The 18,109-nt window shown below is 43.4% G+C and carries 10 protein-coding genes; 4 read left to right on the forward strand and 6 right to left on the reverse strand.

The features are described from left to right. Positions 1–471: 471 nt before the first annotated feature. The 4 genes from L1070_RS01785 to L1070_RS01800 all read left to right on the forward strand — a co-directional run bounded on the left by L1070_RS01785 (position 472) and on the right by L1070_RS01800 (position 6,518). Complete coding sequence (locus L1070_RS01785) at positions 472–1,029, forward strand: aspartyl/asparaginyl beta-hydroxylase domain-containing protein (protein ID WP_237124248.1); 558 nt, start codon at positions 472–474, stop codon at positions 1,027–1,029. Positions 1,030–1,393: 364 nt separating this feature from the next. Continuing rightward, a complete protein-coding gene (locus tag L1070_RS01790) occupies positions 1,394–4,933 on the forward strand; it encodes an amino acid adenylation domain-containing protein (protein ID WP_237124249.1) in 3,540 nt (1,179 codons plus the stop codon). A gap of 189 nt (positions 4,934–5,122) precedes the next feature. Beyond that, positions 5,123–6,043, forward strand: coding sequence for a transposase (locus L1070_RS01795; protein WP_237124250.1), 921 nt, complete (start codon positions 5,123–5,125; stop codon positions 6,041–6,043). Positions 6,044–6,347: 304 nt separating this feature from the next. After that, positions 6,348–6,518: a PepSY domain-containing protein gene (locus tag L1070_RS01800; RefSeq protein WP_237124462.1), complete on the forward strand. Its 171-nt coding sequence runs from the start codon at positions 6,348–6,350 to the stop codon at positions 6,516–6,518. A 43-nt stretch (positions 6,519–6,561) separates the two neighbouring features. On the opposite strand, the gene L1070_RS01805 is transcribed toward L1070_RS01800, so the two are convergent. From L1070_RS01805 to L1070_RS01835, 6 genes are all read right to left on the reverse strand, one after another. After that, positions 6,562–7,437, reverse strand: a complete 876-nt coding sequence (locus L1070_RS01805; protein WP_237124251.1) for a GyrI-like domain-containing protein — start codon at positions 7,435–7,437, stop codon at positions 6,562–6,564. 177 nt (positions 7,438–7,614) lie between these two features. Next, positions 7,615–7,971 (reverse strand): Hpt domain-containing protein, encoded by a 357-nt coding sequence (locus L1070_RS01810; RefSeq protein ID WP_070983086.1) that lies wholly within the window; start codon positions 7,969–7,971, stop codon positions 7,615–7,617. Next, positions 7,961–10,657: an ATP-binding protein gene (locus L1070_RS01815; protein ID WP_237124252.1), complete on the reverse strand. Its 2,697-nt coding sequence runs from the start codon at positions 10,655–10,657 to the stop codon at positions 7,961–7,963. Before L1070_RS01815 ends, L1070_RS01810 begins: the two co-directional genes overlap by 11 nt. 29 nt (positions 10,658–10,686) lie before the next feature. After that, positions 10,687–11,931: a response regulator gene (locus L1070_RS01820; RefSeq protein WP_070983084.1), complete on the reverse strand. Its 1,245-nt coding sequence runs from the start codon at positions 11,929–11,931 to the stop codon at positions 10,687–10,689. A 114-nt stretch (positions 11,932–12,045) separates the two neighbouring features. After that, positions 12,046–13,257, reverse strand: a complete 1,212-nt coding sequence (locus tag L1070_RS20305; RefSeq protein ID WP_275423226.1) for an EAL domain-containing protein — start codon at positions 13,255–13,257, stop codon at positions 12,046–12,048. A 34-nt stretch (positions 13,258–13,291) separates the two neighbouring features. Next, positions 13,292–18,109: an ATP-binding protein gene (locus L1070_RS01835; RefSeq protein WP_237124253.1), complete on the reverse strand. Its 4,818-nt coding sequence runs from the start codon at positions 18,107–18,109 to the stop codon at positions 13,292–13,294.

Here is an 18,109-nt window from a genome sequence, read left to right on the forward strand (position 1 = left end):
GGCGAGAAAATATTGGCACGTCACTTTGTTGGGTTTTGAGAACATTTTTTTGAAGTGGCTGTCCACGTATTTCAGTCCACTTCACTAAATAATATGCTCAGATGCAAAAAAGAAAGGGTAGGGGTAGTCGTGGGCAAACTGCAGGAATAAATACCTAGCAGCCCATATGAGACATTTTAAATAGTCTTTTAAAGGTACATAGTTTGATAATATAGGCGAGACAATATTGGCACGTCACTTTGTTGGGTTTTGAGAACATTTTTTTGAAGTGGCTGTCCACGTATTTCAATTATTTGAAGTGGCTGTCCACGTATTTCACGTATTAATAATTAGTCCACGTTAATAATTACTGTTTAATAATGAGGGACTGATAAGCCACAGCGTATTCACTGGTCATCACAGCTAGGTTTATGTACATTGTTTGCTCATCAGTCGTGCATTGAATGCAGCTTATATAAAGAGGATTGGCACATGCTAGATCGCGTTAAGCTAAAACTACACTTTGACCCACAGCGATTGCAAAATGACTTACACCAGTTACAACAAGAAGCGTGGATCGCTCACTTTGTAACGCAAAACTACACGGGGGAGTGGAGCGTGATCCCGCTGAGAGGCCCTGCATCAGCAACCCATCCTGTGATGATGATTTATTCAGACCCTGCCTGTACGCACTTTTCAAACACGCCATTTATCGCCGCATGTGACTACTTTCAGTCTGTACTTGATGCATTTCGGTGTCCGCTGATGGCGGCGCGTTTGATGAAATTGACTGCGGGCTCATACATCAAGGAACACACCGATCACGACTTGACTGTGGAAAATGGCCTCGCACGCTTGCATATTCCCATAGTGACTAATGAGAAAGTTGATTTTCGTCTAAACAAACAACGTGTTGTGCTTAACCCAGGAGAATGTTGGTATCTTCGACTCAGTGACCCACACTCAGTGCTAAACGCAGGACACAGTGACCGAGTACATTTGGTACTAGATGTGCAGGTTAATGATTGGTTGTTAGAACAAATGAATTAAGTGGACACCCATCCCAATTTGAACGCAGGGGTGGTTGGTCTAAGCTTTAATTTCTTCAAATTCATTTAAAACTCCAACTTCAAGGAATGAATGATTGGGTCAACAAGCCTAAAAACGAGCAGACAGTGACACTAACCGCTGTTATTTATTACTTATCTCCCTAGTACTTCATCTGATCTGACATACAGTCCGACTAGCTTCTTTGTACCCACTAATGTAACCTGTTTGTTGATAATATGTGAATGATGACGGGCGCTCTGCCTGTCATCATTTTTATCGGCGCTATCTGTACAGGTTTGGCGAGATACATTAGGAGCCCCAAATGGCATCAGCAGGGCTAATAAAAACAACAAAGGAAATTGGTATGAACAAGCGAACTCCCTCTCACTTAGAGCCTCAAAAACAGCATCGGCAAGCACAGGATATGGAATCTGTGGTAATGGCATTTACCGCTCAGGCACAGCGTCACCCCAACAAAACCGCTTTGATTGATGGTACACAGGAAATCAGCTATCAGTCATTATTGCGCCGTGCAGAGGCGATAGCCGCTACACTGGCAAAGAGTAGCATTGAGCCTGGTGCAATTGTAGGTGTGTGTATGGAACGCAGCTGGGAGTTGGTGGCAACCTTGCTGGGTGTGCTCAGAGCAGGTTGCACTTATGTGCCGCTAGATCCGGCTTATCCGCGTGCTCGGATTGACTATATGCTGGCGCACAGCAAAGCCGCTGCGGTTATTGTTGATGGCAGTGCGTCGGCCGAGTTATGTCAAAGAGTGAGTACACATATTTTGCTGGCTGACGTGCACGATGAGCCACAGTCTCTGGCAGACCCTGAATGTGATCCACAAGCACTGGCCTATGTAATTTACACCTCAGGCTCGAGCGGCGAGCCTAAAGGTGTAGCAATAACACACGCTAATGTGCTTGCCATGTGCACTGCCATGGACGCGCTGCTCTGTGAAGAAGAGCTGAGCGGGGTGCTGGCTGCCACGTCGGTGTGTTTTGACCCATCAGTGATGGAGATCATCGGTACTTTATTACTCGGTGGTACGGTGCTTCTAGCAAAAAATATTCTGGCATTACCTGATCTACCGCACCTAGCACGTGTTCGGACTTGCGTCGCTGTGCCCTCGGCCATGCGGGCATTGCTCAGTGGCTATACCTTACCAAAAACGCTGCGTTGTCTGGTCTTCGGTGGTGAAGTACTCAGTCTTGCACTGGTAAAACAAGTATTTAGCCAGCAGGAGGACCTGCGCGTAGTCAATGTCTATGGTCCGACCGAGGACACGGTGTTTTCGACGGCTGTGGAGGTGGGTGCTGATGCGGAGGAAATCACTATTGGTCGACCTGTTGCGAATACTTGCGCTTACCTGCTTGATGAAGCCTTACAGCCGGTATCAGCTGGCGAAGTGGGTGAGCTGTATCTTGCAGGAGACAAGCTAGCTGCGGGTTATTTGTTTGATACACCCCGTACAGATGCGCGTTTTGTGATGCCTACACCTATTAGTGGTATTGCGCAGTCGCGCTTATATAAAACCGGCGACCTATGTCGGTGGAGCGATAAGAGGGAACTGTGTTTTATCTCCCGTGTTGATCAACAGGTAAAAATCCGTGGCTTTCGTATTGAACTAGAAGAAATTGAAGCAGTGCTGAGTAAAATACCGGGTGTTGCGGCGGCAGCTGTGAACGTGTTGCAGGGCACTTGTGCGCAGGCCAGATTACAAGCCTGTGTTGTTTGCCAGCAAGAAGAAACCTTGAGCCCAGATGTGATTCTATCCTTCGTGGCCCGTTATTTGCCAAATCATATGGTCCCTCACAGTGTATGTTTTCTTGATTCATTGCCTTATCTACCTAACGGCAAGCTGGATCGCAACAGCCTTCCCTGTGCACCTACACGGCCGCAACAACTTAGAGCTAGTAAGGTAACAGGCTCGGAGCCAGCACTTGTTGAACTTATCTGTGATGAACTGAGTAACTTGTTGGGTCACGTAACAGAGGCTGCGAATGTGCAAACCTTTGAGCAGGCGGGACTGGATTCATTAACTACGCTGGAACTGAGTAATCGCCTGAGTAAGGTGCTTGAATTGAACTGCTCCATGCAGATAATTTATCAATTTAATACGCCCCAACGTCTGGCGGCGTATCTGCAGGGGGTGCGTGGGAGTACGTCATCCCTAATGTCTGCTGAGCCGTTACGCGATACTCTAGGAGAGCTGCAAAACCAGTTGCGAGCCAGCCATCCGACCTTTGCGCTGGCCAAAGCCCCAAGCTGGTCGGCCGCAGATAAAAGTAAGCTGGTGCGCTGTGCGACTCAGATGGTTAGCAAGCGTCGAGCCAATCCCTACAGCAAAGTCCTGCGCGACGGCAGTGGCACGCGCGGTACGGTGGCAGATGCTTATCACAATGACGCGAAAGAGGCGATTATTTGGACCACTAACTTATATCTTGGTTTGAACCGAGATCCCGCTGTGGTTGCAGCTGCGCGTGAAGCCGTCTCTGAATTTGGCACCGGCATGGGCACCTCTGCAGCCGCATCTGGGTTAACCGATCTGCATCTGGCGTTTGAACAACAATTTGCCACGGTGGTGGGCAAGCCCGCTGCTTGCTTGTTCCCCACCGGCTATACCGCCAACGTCGGTGCGGTTGCGGGGTTACTGGGTGAAAACGATGTGGTGGTGATCGATCAGCTGTGCCATGCCTCGATTGTTGATGGTGCCCGCTTATGTGGTGCCAAAGTACGCACCTTTAAGCACAACGATGTCGATGATCTCGCTACTGTGCTTGAGAGCGAAAGTTCCCCCTATCGAACTGTGTTGGTCATTATCGAGGGGGTTTACAGCATGGGTGAAGGCGCGGCGCCTGTGGCAAAAATTGTTCGTACTGCTAAGCGTTATCAAGCACTGGTTCTGGTTGATGAAGCACACTCCTTCGGGTTTTATGGTGAGCACGGGGCTGGGATCTGCGCTGAACAGGGGGTAAGCGACGAGGTTGACTTTATTATGACCACGCTGAGCAAATCACTCGGCAGCCTAGGCGGCGTTGTTGCCGCGAGCACTGAGTACGTTGACTTGCTTAAAGCTTCAGCCAGAGCTTATATTTTTCAGGCTTCTGTGAGCCCCGCAGACATCGCCGCAGCGTTGGCCGCGCTGCAACGTCTCAGTCAGGATGAGTCACTGCGTGAGCGGCTTTGGAATACGGCCCGATATATGCGGGTGCAATTCAGTGAAGCGGGCTTTGAACTGGGCAGCGGCGACGGGCCGATAGTCACGCCCCATTTTGGTGATAAAGATAAACTGTATGCGATTGTGCAGCGTTTGTATGAAAAAGGCGTTCAGGCCTCCGCCGTGACTTATCCGATCGTAGAAAGTGGCCGTGGCAGATTACGTTTTATCTGTTCAGCAGCCCATACAAAGGAAGACGTGGATGCAACGCTGGTGGCATTAAAAGAATCAGTACAGGAGGTAGAAGCAGAGCTTGCTAGTTTATCCACCGACAAAGCAAGAGATTTACACAGTGCCTGCGTATCTGACAATGGGTGGAGCAGCTTTGCTACGTATATAGAAAAGTGGGTAAAGGCGCGCTCTGCAAAGGCACCTGAACTACAGCTGACGGTGAGCACACCAAGCGGTAGTCATGCTTTGTGTGTGTCTCAGAATACCGTGATAACAGGCAAGCAGGACGCGATGCGCTTGCCGATGTGCCATATCCACTGCCACAGCGCGGATGCTGTTGCTGCATTCACCGAACGGGATGTGCAGGCGCTGCTGCGGTGTATTTGTGATGGTGAATGCGAACTGGGCGGTCAAAGCGAGGCCTTCATTTGGTTTATGGGCCGTTTACATGAATTGCCCACTGGACTAAAGCCGTTCACTGTGATGCCTGAAGCTGTCGAGACTTTGTCATAAAACGACCATTTATTTATACAGTTATAATGCTAGGGCTGCGGCCAATTACTTAATCATGGACACCCATTTCAATGTACATGCTGGGGTGGGTGTCCTTAGTTTTTCCTTATTTCCGGGTGTCCTTAGTTTTTCCCATGCTGGGGTGGGTGTCCTTAGTTTTCTCCTCTTAGTTTTATCCTGCTGGGGTGGGTGTCCTTAGTTTTCTTACGCCGTGCATTTTTGTGCGGTGAAGATAAATTGACGGGTAAGTCGTATGAGCATCGCAGAGGGTGGGTAGAAGAACGGTTGTTGTTTTTAGCTCAGGTCTTTTGCATTGATATATGTGCGTTTGCGGTGATGAGCAATCATACCCATGTGGTGCTGTATGTGGATGATAAAAAAGCCCAAAGACTCAGTGACAGAGCTGTACTCATACGTTGGCACAAGTTGTTTAAAGGCTCGATTCTGGGTCATAAGTATCTGCACTATGAGCGTCTAGACGAAGGTCAAAGATTCTTTTTAGACAAAGAGATAAAAGAATACCGACGCCGACTGTCAAGCATTAGCTGGTTTATGCGGGTGTTGAACGAAGGTATCGCACGTGAAGCAAATAAAGAAGATGGTTGTACTGGCAGATTCTGGGAAGGGCGCTTTAAAAGCCAAGCGTTACTGGATGAGGCCGCATTGATGACCTGTATGGCGTATGTTGATTTAAACCCAATCAGAGCCAAAATGGCAAAGACACCAGACGAGTCAGCCCACACCAGTATTCAAATACGCTGTGCACAAGCCAAAGAGGGTAAACACCCAAAAAAACTTGCACGCTTTGCAGGTAGCCCCAGAAAACATATGCCCAAAGGTCTACCTTTTGAACTTAAAAGTTACCTTGAACTCGTTGAACTGACAGGAAAGTGTATTCGTACAGACAAACGGGGCTACATAGAGCAATACCAAGCACCGATTCTTGAGCGGTTGAATATCAAGACAGACAACTGGTTAAAACTCACTACTCAGTTTGAGAAGGTGTTTCATGGTGCGGTAGGCAAAGAGTGTGCGCTGGACTTGTATTGCGAGCGACAACAACATAAGCGAAGACACAGCATCTCAAATTGCACAACGTTACTAAGCTAACAAAAAGCTTATTTCATTCATTTACTTTTATGCTATTAAAATGGCAGGGATACGTGCGTTTAAAGAGGGAGAAATAGATTAAAAAGCGGGTAATTTCAGCAATCACTTACCCATATCAGTCATGATTTTGGGAGCATCTAGCAACAAAGTCAGATGTTTTGTCATTGAGAGCTTTTTGAAGGTTCTTTTTAATGTCTTTTTAAAGTGGCTGTCCGTTAAGCTCTCGTTAAGCTCTCGTTAAGCTCTGGCTCGTTAAGCTCTGCTGTTAAGTTTTGATTGTCAGCAAGGTTTCATTGTGGTGCTAGTGGATACATTCCGTCGTCTGCACTTTGGTAATTTCGCTGGTTTATTCAGTAAGACTATTTACAGTATTGCTGGGTTTATGCCGGTTATTCTCGCTCTGACTGGTGGCTATCTATGGCTAAGCAGGCGTAATAAACGCGCCAAAAAGCGTGTTAGTAGAGCGCTTAGTTAGTTAATACGACAACTGCATTTAAGGTGCAGCTGTCGTTACTAGACTACTTGATTAAGCAGTTGATGCGAGTGAGTAGTTCAGATGGTGGGGTCTCTTTGACATCATTTAAATACTCCTCAAATGGTGGAAAGTCAGCAAGCTCGACCTGATTGTTTGGCAACCAATGTCCAAATAACCAGTCATATGGCTTATCTAACTCGGTATAGTCACCTTTGAACAGCAAGCTGACAGTTTTACCCTTTGGTAGTTCAATGAACTGGATATCTGGGTCAGGCAGTGGGATGTCTTTACTATTGACGCTTAAACATGCCATAGCGCGCAAGTCCTCTTTAGCGACTGATTTTGGGTCATCATAGTAAATACCAAATGAGCGGGTGTGTTCGTTCACCAGCCCCGCGCTTCCTGCCAACATAAACAGTTTTTCAAATGCTTGTCCGATTTGCATGTAGTCGCCTTGGTGAGGCAAAGCGATAAGTGTTAAGGCTTCGTTTTCAATTTGGTTAACGGTATACATGGTTGTGTACTCCTTTATATGCGAGGGGTAAAACACAGCATGTTCAAGCTGCTGGCAAGTTCGGTGCTTTCTATAGTGATTAGGTGTTTCACCATAATGCTTAGTAAACGCGCGATTAAACGCTTCTACACTGGCATAGCTCACTTGTTTAGCAATATCAGCTTGACTTAATTGACTGTGCAGTAACAATGCTGCCGCCTTAAACAAACGCATTCTTCTGACCGTGGTATTGATTGTCTCGCCGGTAAACTCACGGTAAATTCTGTGAAAGTGGTAGGCTGACATATTTGCCAGATCAGCAAGTGTATTGACATCCAGATCTGCATTTAGGTGCTCATACACATAGTCGATCACTTTCAGCAGTCTTTGTCTGTAGATATGTTTCGTCGTGTTTTTGAGCGTCATATTTAGATCCTTTGGCCATACTCATTGATAAATGTTAAGGGCAGTATACTACCAAAAACGTTGTTCGTTTATGGGGCAACTGGGAACACTGTAACCTAGGGGCGATTGATAATGTTTGCGAACTTTGACTTGGTAGCTAGGGTAGGGAAGTAATATGTTACGACATGTATAAATTACTCAAGTTTGGCTGGAACAGGCCCTGAAAACACCTTTAATTTCTTCGCTTAGTGTTTGAATGTGTTGCTTGCATTGCACTTTGTCCAGCGCCAATGAAGCATCTTCAATTTGTTGTAAATAATAGGCACATCGCTCAGCTCCGATGGCCTTGGCTGAGGTTTTTAAATAATGGGCTTCATCTTTTATCTGCTTGAATTGTTGTTCACGATATAAAGCTGCAATTTTTTGCAAGCTACTTTTGGCTTGTTGTAAAAACTGTTGACGAAAACTGTTAATTTCGGTGGTATCATCGCCTAAAAGCTCCAACATTACTTGTTCATTAAGTACTTGCAAATTATCTAAGTTACTAACGTCCATACCATTTCTCAATTGTATTTTTAAATTTTTCAAGTGTGACAGGTTTGCTGATAAAATCAGACATGCCAACAGATAAGCAAAAGTCTTGATCGCCTTTCATCGCGGCGCCAGTGACGGCAATAATTGGAATTGGGTCTTGGACATTTTGATTTTCGCCAGCTCGTATCTGTCTGGTCAACTCAAACCCGTCCATTCTAGGCATGTGGCAATCCGTTAGAACAAGCGCATAATTGCCTTTTTGCCACATTTTAAGGCCCTGCATTCCATCAGAAGCCAGCTCACATTGATAACCTAAACGAGATAACTGCTTAACCATAAGCTTTTGATTAAACTCATTATCTTCAACTATGAGGATTGGTAGCATATCTGGCTTTGCGGGTGACTCTGGTTGAATACTACTTTTTGAATCAAGGCCTAGCTCTAGGCCTAAATCGATTTCAAAATCATCTTCGTTGAGTTGTTGGCAAGTTTTGCTATCTATATTTTTCAATCTTAGTAAGTACTTATGTAGCGTAAAAAACGTTAAGGTGTTTAAATCAAGCATTAAAACATCACTAAACCGCCCCTTTAATTGCTCAAACATGTTTAGGGTATAAAGGATGAGCAACCTGCCAGCTGGGGGCAAAGAATTCGTGTCTATGGCATGAATGTCATCTCTGTCTGTAATGACCACGATACTTAGCTCATCATCGTTGCCGTTGGTGTTTGTGGTCTGCTCAAGTGGATTCTGTTGAATGTCTTCGATGTACATTTGCAGTTTTTGGGTTAAATACTCCACTTTGCTTTCATTTTTAATATGATGATATAGGTTGGCGCAAGAGAAGATGGCTTCATGGTTTCTCGGCTTAAAGTTCCAAATTGGAATGCTAACGATAAACTCGCTACCCTTACCTAGCTCACTTTTTACGATGATCTCACCACCCATCAGCTCTATTAATCTGCCGCAGATAGCTAGACCAAGGCCAGTGCCACCAAAACGTCTAGTGGTACTTTTGTCTGCTTGAGTAAAAGGAGTAAAAAGTCGCTTCAAGGTGTCATCGTCAATGCCAATTCCATCATCTTTCACAGAGAGTGTGAGCTTGTTGACAAGACGGTTTACCTGTGCACAGGTAACATCAATTATTACATGCCCAGGTTGATCTGTGCTATTACCACAGAACTTAATTGCATTGCTCACCAGATTAAATAGTACCTGTCGAATGCGGTTTTCATCACCATTAAGTTGCAAAGGGATGTCAACTGATTCGAACAAGCTGAGCTCTACACCTTTTTGTTGTGCGATGGGGCCAAATATTACAACAATGTTGTTGAGCATGTCTGAGACATCAAAGTCATAGCAATCTAGTTCAAGCTTGCCAGCTTCAATTTTGTTGATATCTAAAATGTCATTGAGAATCGAAACGAGATTGTTGGCAGCAATGGCTGCGGTGTCGAGTAGCTCTTGTTCCTCGAAGCTATTATCCTGATGGGTTAACAAGTCAAGCGCACCAATGATAGCGTTCATGGGAGTACGCAGTTCATGGCTCATCATAGATAAAAACTCTGACTTAGATTGGCTTGCCATTTCGGCATGTTTAACAGCTTGATTAAGCTCTTCGGTACGAGATTTTACCTTGGCTTCTAATAGTAGATTGGACTCCTCCAATCTCATACGGGCTTCGTAGATGGATGTATGGTCGATGATTACCCCATCGAGGCACTTAGTCTGAGTTTGCTGGTTATAACTTACCACCCCTTTGGCGTAAATATACAAAGCACTACCATCATTTAAAACACAGCGATATTCTTTTTCAAAGTTTTCTTGGCTTTTAAGAGAATGCTCAATCGCATTTTTTATCTCTTCTGCGTCCTTAGAATGAATGAAGCTGATCCACTTATCGAGATCGCCATAATTTTGATCAAGAGGTTCATGTAACAGTTTACACGTTTGTTCATCCCACCGCACAAACCACTGTGTTCCCACTTGAGTGGCACTCCATGTACCAATTCTTCCTCCTTCAAGGGCCCGTTTACGGCTTTCATTTTGCTCATGAAGTTTGCAATGGATTACTTGAGAGTAAATATCTCTTTTCAACAAGCCTTTTAAGATCACTTTGTCGGTTTCGTCTTGTGTGCCTTGGCAAATCAGTTGCAGGGGAGTGGAGTCTAGGGTATGTGCAGTTTTTAAAGAAAGATGAAAAGGCTCTTTATCTTTGTCTGCTTTGCTAAAGGTGTTTAACAGAGACTCTCGGTCGCTCATGTCGATAGACTGAACGAGCGTATCTAAAGGTACTGCGGTTTTTTCGGTCAATGCCAGTAATGCTGCGCAGGTATTTGAAAGCTGAAACGTATGCTCATTGGCATTATACATCCAGCTGCCAATCACTTGTTCAGCAGGTGCTATTTGTTCGTAGGCATCTAGTGGGATGGTATTGATAATTAAAAAGAGAAACCGATTTTGCTCTTGAGGAAGAACCACAACATCAGCTTGAAGCTTTTTTAAGGTTAATGTAATTCGAGTGTGGGCCCACGAGTGCAGTAATGGCAGTGTCGGTTCTTCTGAAAATCCAAAGCACTGCTCTACGGGCTGATTTTTAACCTCATCAACTTTCAGCATGAGTTGCATTAGCGCGGCATCATTTAGGTCCAGTATGGTAAGGTCATCACCGATGAGCAGCGCAGGGGTTTTGGTTATCTCTAGTTTCATAGCGGTTGCCAATCCAACAGTATGTTGTGTTACGAATGTACGTTACATTTTTCTACAGCCTTCAAAATGGATTGCTTTGTTGAAGGTTTTGCTATGTAGGCTGCAAGCCCTAAACTTGCCCACTTTCTAATCAGATCTTTATTTTTATTACTCGTTAACGCAATAATTGGGATGGATTTACAGTTTGGTATGTTGCGTATGTTTTTGGTGGTATTATAGCCATCTAATTCTGGCATGAATAAATCCATAAAAATTAGGTCATATTTTTGTTTTCTAAGCATTTTTATTGCGGTTAAACCACTACTTACACTTTCCACATTATGTCCCTCATCGCGGAGTATTTTACTGATCATCTCGCGATAAATTTCGTTGTCTTCAACCACCATAATTTTTGAGGTTTTAGGTCTACTTTCTACTTCTGGCTCGGGCGCAGGGCTCGGTTCCAATTGGTCTTCGTAACTCTCTTCATAGCTTGGTTGCTTGACTGCGGTAACAACTCTGGCTTCTTTGAGTTGTGATGCGTGGTGACTGGTATTGGGAATGGAACGTTCAGTTAATAGGGCGGACAGCTCTGCGACAGATATTTGTTTGTTCTTCAGCCTGCTTGTAAGTTCAGCAACACTATCTGAGAGCTGTGTTTCAAGTTTGTCCAGCAAAGGGGTAATATGTTGTTTTTTGAGCTCCTGAATAAGCGCCGTTTGTACTTCATTGATGCCTTCTGTTTGGTCTAGATTGTCTCTGGCGTCTTTGAGCGTTTGCTCAGCGGTTTTGTGATACTCGGCCGCATCATCGATGAGCTGCTTCAGTTCATCATCAATTCGACCAAAATGTTCTTCGCTAATATTAGTGACTTCACTGGCTTCTTTACTGCGAATGAGAGCATTGTGTAAGATCATTCTCAAGCGATAGTTTTCATACATGGGCTTGTATATAAAGTAATCGCGGAAAATGCTTTTCATACAGCACCTAAAACCAACACCTGATTCTTTGTTTTCACATAACAGAATATTTTCATGGGGGTAGTCCAACACCCCTTGCTTGGCCAGTTTACTGTATAGTTCAACACTGCGACTAACACTCGACATGGCGATAATAATCACAAGCGGAGCGGCTTCTAACAGCACTTCTTGCATACTGTCGTAGTTACTGAGCGTTCTAAATGCTGTAATTTGTGATGAAATAACCTCAGTAACGCCCCCCAATTCTTCAACATCATCGCAAAGTAATACAACTTTGGGGTGCCGCTCTACGTGCTCAACTTCTTTACGCGCCATAATTTCACTTCCTAGTTAGCAATATAAGAAAAGGGTCAGCTCTTATTGTTTTTTCAACATCGCTTTTTTAACTAAGCTTGTTTTATGCAGTATTTAATATGCTCAGTATAGTTGTTAATTATAATTTTCGCGTACCGAGTAAGGTTTTTGTTGCTCTAACGTTTTTAAAAAGCTGACTTTTTTTAAAAGCAGTGCAAATAAGTAGCCTTGGCCATAATCAATTTTGTAGTGATTCAAAAAGCCTAGATCATTGGGGTTTTCTATTCCCTCTGCAACAATCTTTAATTGCAACTTATGAGCAAGTGCAACGGTTGCTTCAATGATCGCCTGTTTATCTTTATCTAACGCACAACCATGGATAAAGCATCTATCTAGCTTCAATTCACAAAATGGTATTTGGCTGAGTTGTTTTATCGAAGAGTAGCCCGTGCCAAAGTCATCAATAGACAGTGAGAACCCCTTAAGCCTGAGTCGCAGTAACACATCTAATGATTCCGCTAGGTTTTCAATCAATAGGCTTTCAGTTACTTCAAAAGAGATCATTTGTGGTGGAACGTTGTAGCTGCTGGCTAATTCTGCTAATCGTTCTGGCAGATGGATATCTTCTAAGTTCTTGACACTTAGGTTGATGTTAAATGTTAGCCCCTTAAGTTGTGCAAAGTGCTCTTCTATAAAAGCAAAGGCTTCATCGACAACTAAGATTGAAAAATCGTGTACGAGATCCGAGTGCTCGACAATATCTATAAAGTAATAGGGCGTCAGTACACCAAACTCTGGGTGGTTCCAGCGTACTAAGAACTCCCCTCCCACGATATTTTCTTCGGGCAATGACATTTTAGGCTGTATATATAGAGACATTTGTTTGTTGTTGAGTGCCAAACTGACAGCATCGTAATCAAAAGTATGTGTGCTTAACTCCGTATTGGATGGTGTACCTTCATCGAATAACGATGACATCAGTTGTTTTATCTGTATTTGCGTAATGGGTTTGTCGATCCCCGTAATAACGTTTAACTTGCGTAATTGAGCGAGGTTTTTTGCCATTTTTATAATGGTGTTGTCTTCACCACTGAGCAAAACAATGGCGGACTTAACGTTGAGATCCGACAAGTATCTGAGCACCTCGATACCATCCATGTCTGGCATGTTGAGATCCAGAAAAATAACATCAACATGATGTTTGGCGATCATATCTAGCGCGTCAGGGCCATTAGTAAAACCATAAAACTCTACGGAGTAATTGTGTTTTAGCAACAATCGTAGCTGTGTGAGGATCAGGCTATTATCATCTATCGCAATAATTTTGAATGTCTTTGTGGCATCCATTAAACAACCTTAAGAACTAATTTCAGAACAGGAGCTAATCGCTAGAATTTAGTATAGATGTTATTTCAGAACATACTGCATCAAACTGGGAAATACATTGCGGGAACAAACTATCGATTCTGTCTTGGCTTTTATCCTTGGCAGCGGCTTCCAGCTTGTGATAACTCTCGGCTAATTTAGCGGCGCCTACTGCTTTGGCAGAGGATTTTAACTGATGCGCAAAACTTTGGACTTGGCTAATGTCAGATTGTTGTTCAACGAGTAACTTCATCAGTGGTGATGAGTCAGACATGAAGCTTTTCAAAAATAGGTGCTGTGTGCTTTTATCGTCACCCACAAACTCGCTTAGCTGCCCAAAGTCAATAAGCTTGTTGTGTTGGGTGTCATCATGATGATTTATGATGTGCTCAGGCTCTGTGCTTGATGCTACACAGGGCATCCACTTATGGATAATTAGCTTTAACTTTGTCAGCTCAATTGGCTTTGAGATGTAGTCGCTCATGCCAGCTTCTAAGCATTTGTTGCGCTCGCCACTGAGTGCGTTTGCGGTCGCTGCGATGATGGGGGTTTCTTTGGTTAGCTGGTTTTGCTTTTCTAGTTGACGAAACTCTTTGGTAAATGTATAGCCGTCCATAACTGGCATATGACAGTCTGTAATGATCAAAGCGAACGAGTAACTCTGCAAAAACTCCAATGCCATCGCTCCATGTTCAGCTATCATGCATTGGTATCCCAATAGGCTTAACTGGCGCCTAAACACCTCTTGATTGTAAGCATTGTCTTCAATTATCAAGATCAGCTGATTGTTAAATTGTGCTTGCTCAATACTGGGTAGTTCAAGCTGGTTAAGTGTCGCGACAGGTTCAAGTTTAACTTCAGGGCTTATAATGCCTTCTCTAACAGCGAGCTGCTCAATGATTTTAAAACTATAGTAAGGGTTGTAGAAGATGGGTTCAAAACAGCTTTCTTTTGGTAGTGGGATGGTGAAGTTATCGCCAACAAGAATGATGTATACCGTATTGTCATGATTAGGTTGAAATTGATAGTCAGAGGTGACGATTTGCTGATAACGTTCTAACGTCACTATGATGTAGTTGACATCAAGTGAGTTGATTTTGCTGTTGTTTACATTCACCCAGTTGTCTATTTGACATTCAGCTCCATGGGCTATTAGATTGGCACGCAGGTCCTGCTCGAACACATCATCATCGCCCAGTATGTAAACTTTTGTGTTGTTAAAGCGAATTTCTATTTCCGATGCACTTTGATTGACTTCATGACTTTGGTAAGGCAGCTCTACAGAGAATGTGCTGCCGACGTTTTCTTGACTTTGGCATTTGATATGTCCTTGCATCATTGCTACGAGCTTTTGGGTGATTGACAGTCCTAAGCCAGTTCCGCCAAATTGTTGATGAATAGTGCTATCAGCTTGTGTGAAAGGCTGAAATAACCTTGTTTGTTGCTCACCTGTCATGCCTTTACCGTTGTCTTTTACGCTGATCTGTAGCTGATTTTGCTTATCACTTATGCTGCCTACTTGTATTTCGATAACGCCAATTTTACTGGAGGTTGTTTTCGTGAACTTAATCGCATTGCCAATCAGGTTGAGTAAGATCTGTCTAATTCTTATGGGATCTCCTAACTGCCAATAACTAAGCTCTGGGTCAAACATAAAGTACAATTGTAGGTTTTTTTCTTTCACCTGATGAGAGAGCAACTCGGCAATTTCTTTGACTAAGGTACGCCAATTAAACGCCACCTTGTCAATGGCCATTTTGCCCGCTTCTATCTTAGAAAAGTCTAGAATGTCATTGATTATTCTAAGCAGCATTAAAGCGGAGTTTTTTGCGACTGATGTCAGGTGGTTTTGTTCCTGACTGAGTGGGCTTTGATGCAGCAGGTCCAACATGCCGACAACGCCATTCATGGGCGTACGGATTTCATGACTCATTGTTGCAAGAAAACGAGATTTGGCATCGCTCGCCAACTCGGCTTTAGCCTTGGCCTCTTCTAAAAGGGTGGAATTTTTTTTCCGTTGTGTAATGTCGTGTTGGTACAACAAAATAGCTTTGTCATTATCAGTTTCAAGTGTGGTTATGATTACTTCATACCAAAGAGTGGTCCCATCTACGTTGTATTCACATTCTAGCTCTTTGACATAGTTATCTTGATATTGAGCAGCATTGACTGCATCTAGCAGTGGACGTTTTTGTTTCAGTGGTAATGAATTTATAGCATCTAGGCAGCTATCGCCCACGCGAAAAAGTGTATTCAAAAATAGCCCCGCGCGAAACTGATCCGTATGTTGCGACTTAAACCCATACTGATTAACAAGCTTAATGTTTGCTTTTGAGTCAAGGAGCAAAATGAAAGCAGGGATACTATCGATAGTTTCTTGTAGCAGTTTTTCAGTTTTCTTGTTTTCCGCCAATGAAGATTCAAGAGCTTTGCGCTGTAACTCAGCCTCGTCCATCTTCTTCAAAGCAGCCTCTCTCGCTGCTCTAAGTGCTACTTGCTGTCGTTGTTGATGATTTTGCTCTTTGACCATACGGGTGACATTTTTAACTATTCCAACTAAGGTTTTGGTTGTGTGGCTACGTCTATTTTCTTGGGGGCTGTGAACCACCTGCCAATTTGCCGCGAGCTCAATATGAGTGATGTCGATTAGGTTTTGGGTGGTGAGCTGCATCTTGATTGGTTGCAGTTCATGATGTTTTTTAAGCTCTAGGAACAGGGCCTTACGGCTATGTGCTGTTAGGAAGCGTAGTAAACTTCTCAAAGAGCATGTTTGTACATCTATGGATGGGTTGAGCATATTTGCCAGTTCATTTGAAATCAATACGTCTCTTTGACCATGCTGCCATTCCCAAGAACCCATATTGGCGATCTGTTGAGCCATATTGAGTTGAATTTTGTCTTTCTCTAGTTGTTGCTCAGACTGGCTAAGTTTTTCAATTGCTCTATTTTGTACTCTAAAAGCGGCAAATAATGCACCACTGCTTAGCAATAAGAGCATAACTAATTGTATAGTGAACTCATTCTGTACATTGTCTACCAGCGAATTTATTGCAGAAATTTTTCGCTCTGATCCTATCCCAATACCTAATTCATTATCCCAGGCAAATACGCCTAACACACTTTTACCTAGGAAGTTGTCATACGGTTGCAGCATTTGCGTGCCCAACTGTGTGAGCGAGGTGTGGGTGTTATAGATGTTCTTTTCAAACCAAAGGTTTTCATATTCATGAAAACTAGTAACAATATGGTGTTTGTCAAAATAAAATGTGGTCGAGTCTGATGACAGAAAAGGTGACTTTAAAAGTGTTTTGAGCGACGTAAAATCGCTTTGTGAATACCATATTAAGTAGGGACGGGTGCCGTTTTGACTTACGGCGGTGGTTGCAAAATGTGCGCTCAGCGTGTCGTTTAGAAAAACCGTAGTTGAAACAATCTTTCCTTGTTTGGCGAGCTGTAATTTGGATTCTGCTTGCTGCTTAGCAACATCTAAGCTATCGCTGCCGTTGATTAGCCAAGCTTGTTTACTAAGGTCATATATGGCTAGGCTATTGGCGCTCATATAGGTCTGGAGCGTTGTATTATTGTTCAACTCATTGTCGGATACTTTAGACAAATATGCTTGAGCTTCTGTTAATCGTATTTTAACAGGCTTGTACCAGACTTCTTTTGCACTTTGTAAGGTGTGGATAGCATTGCTTCTAAGTTCGCCCGCTAATTGAGTATTTAAGTCATCGTTTAAGATACGTTGGCTAAAACGATGTGTCACTAAAATAACGAGTATAAAAGTGACGAAAATAAGTGCCAACTGCCAGTAATTCAAAGGGAGGTTTTGACCATCTTTGTGGCTCATCATAAACCCCCATGCTTTGTACAAAATAACAGTGATGAGCAGCGCTAACGTCGCGATAGCAAATGTGAGCAAGACTAGGCGGTGCTGAGAGCTTGCTTTATTTTGGGTAGCGCTATGCGCGTGTTGCTGCGCAATAGAATCTGATAATTCAATCAATTGGTTAATATAATCGGTACTAACGAGCCACCAGTTTGATATCTCTAATTTTGCGTTACCTGTTGTTTGAAAGCGTTCAATTATCCCGTCAATGAGACCTTTTTCGGTGGTGTTTAAGAGCGCCAAAATTGCGTTTCTTAGCTTTTCGTTGGCAGAGACTGTTTGCAGCAAATGGTTGTGATTAGCATGTAAGTACAAGATATTCGCAATTTTTGTTGCACTTTTTTGATGGGGGGCATGTAAATAACGTCCAACATTAGCTCTTAGTTTACCGGCATATTCTATGCTATAGAGCAAATTCAAATAGCCAGAAAAGTCGCTGCTTTTAGTGTCTTTTGTCGCACTTATACCACTTTGCAATATGGTCAATTGGGTACTAAGCAGTGAATCAATTAGCTTAGTATAACGCTGGAATAGCTCACGCTCCGTGATTTCCTTGTTAAGTGCTTGAGCTCTTAGCTTTGCCAGCATTTTTGGTGCACTGTTTAATGCTGTGATAGGACCTTGTAAATGTGTAGTAACCTTCTGCTCACTAAAGTAGTGGGTCGCTTGTGTTAAGCGTTGGTCGGTATCTTTTTTATATTGATTGAGTACTTCAAAACGGTTTAGATCTTTTTGTGCATAAAAAATTAAGCTAGTTCCTCGCTCTCGTTGCAAGGAAAAGACAAGTTGCCCTACCAGTAGTTGTTGTTCACTACTAAAAGCAACTTGTGTGTGGGTTATATGAGCAAGTTTTGCCTCATCATAAAGACCTAGAAGGTGGTCAAGTGTTAAAAAGCAACTGAATAAGGCAATAAAGCAAAGTAACTTTTTGATTTTTTTTAGCAT

It is taken from the genome of Pseudoalteromonas sp. MMG022 (genome assembly GCF_021654245.1).
GTDB classification, from domain to species: Bacteria; Pseudomonadota; Gammaproteobacteria; order Enterobacterales; family Alteromonadaceae; genus Pseudoalteromonas; species Pseudoalteromonas amylolytica.

Bases quoted from the DNA above. Each gene is read 5' to 3' on its own strand.
- L1070_RS01785 (WP_237124248.1), top strand. From the start codon at position 472: ATGCTAGATCGCGTTAAGCTAAAACTACACTTTGACCCACAGCGATTG.
- L1070_RS01790 (WP_237124249.1), top strand. From the start codon at position 1,394: ATGAACAAGCGAACTCCCTCTCACTTAGAGCCTCAAAAACAGCATCGG.
- L1070_RS01805 (WP_237124251.1), bottom strand. From the start codon at position 7,437: ATGACGCTCAAAAACACGACGAAACATATCTACAGACAAAGACTGCTG.
- L1070_RS01810 (WP_070983086.1), bottom strand. From the start codon at position 7,971: ATGGACGTTAGTAACTTAGATAATTTGCAAGTACTTAATGAACAAGTA.
- L1070_RS01815 (WP_237124252.1), bottom strand. From the start codon at position 10,657: ATGAAACTAGAGATAACCAAAACCCCTGCGCTGCTCATCGGTGATGAC.
- L1070_RS01820 (WP_070983084.1), bottom strand. From the start codon at position 11,931: ATGGCGCGTAAAGAAGTTGAGCACGTAGAGCGGCACCCCAAAGTTGTA.
- L1070_RS20305 (WP_275423226.1), bottom strand. From the start codon at position 13,257: ATGGATGCCACAAAGACATTCAAAATTATTGCGATAGATGATAATAGC.
- L1070_RS01835 (WP_237124253.1), bottom strand. From the start codon at position 18,109: ATGCTAAAAAAAATCAAAAAGTTACTTTGCTTTATTGCCTTATTCAGT.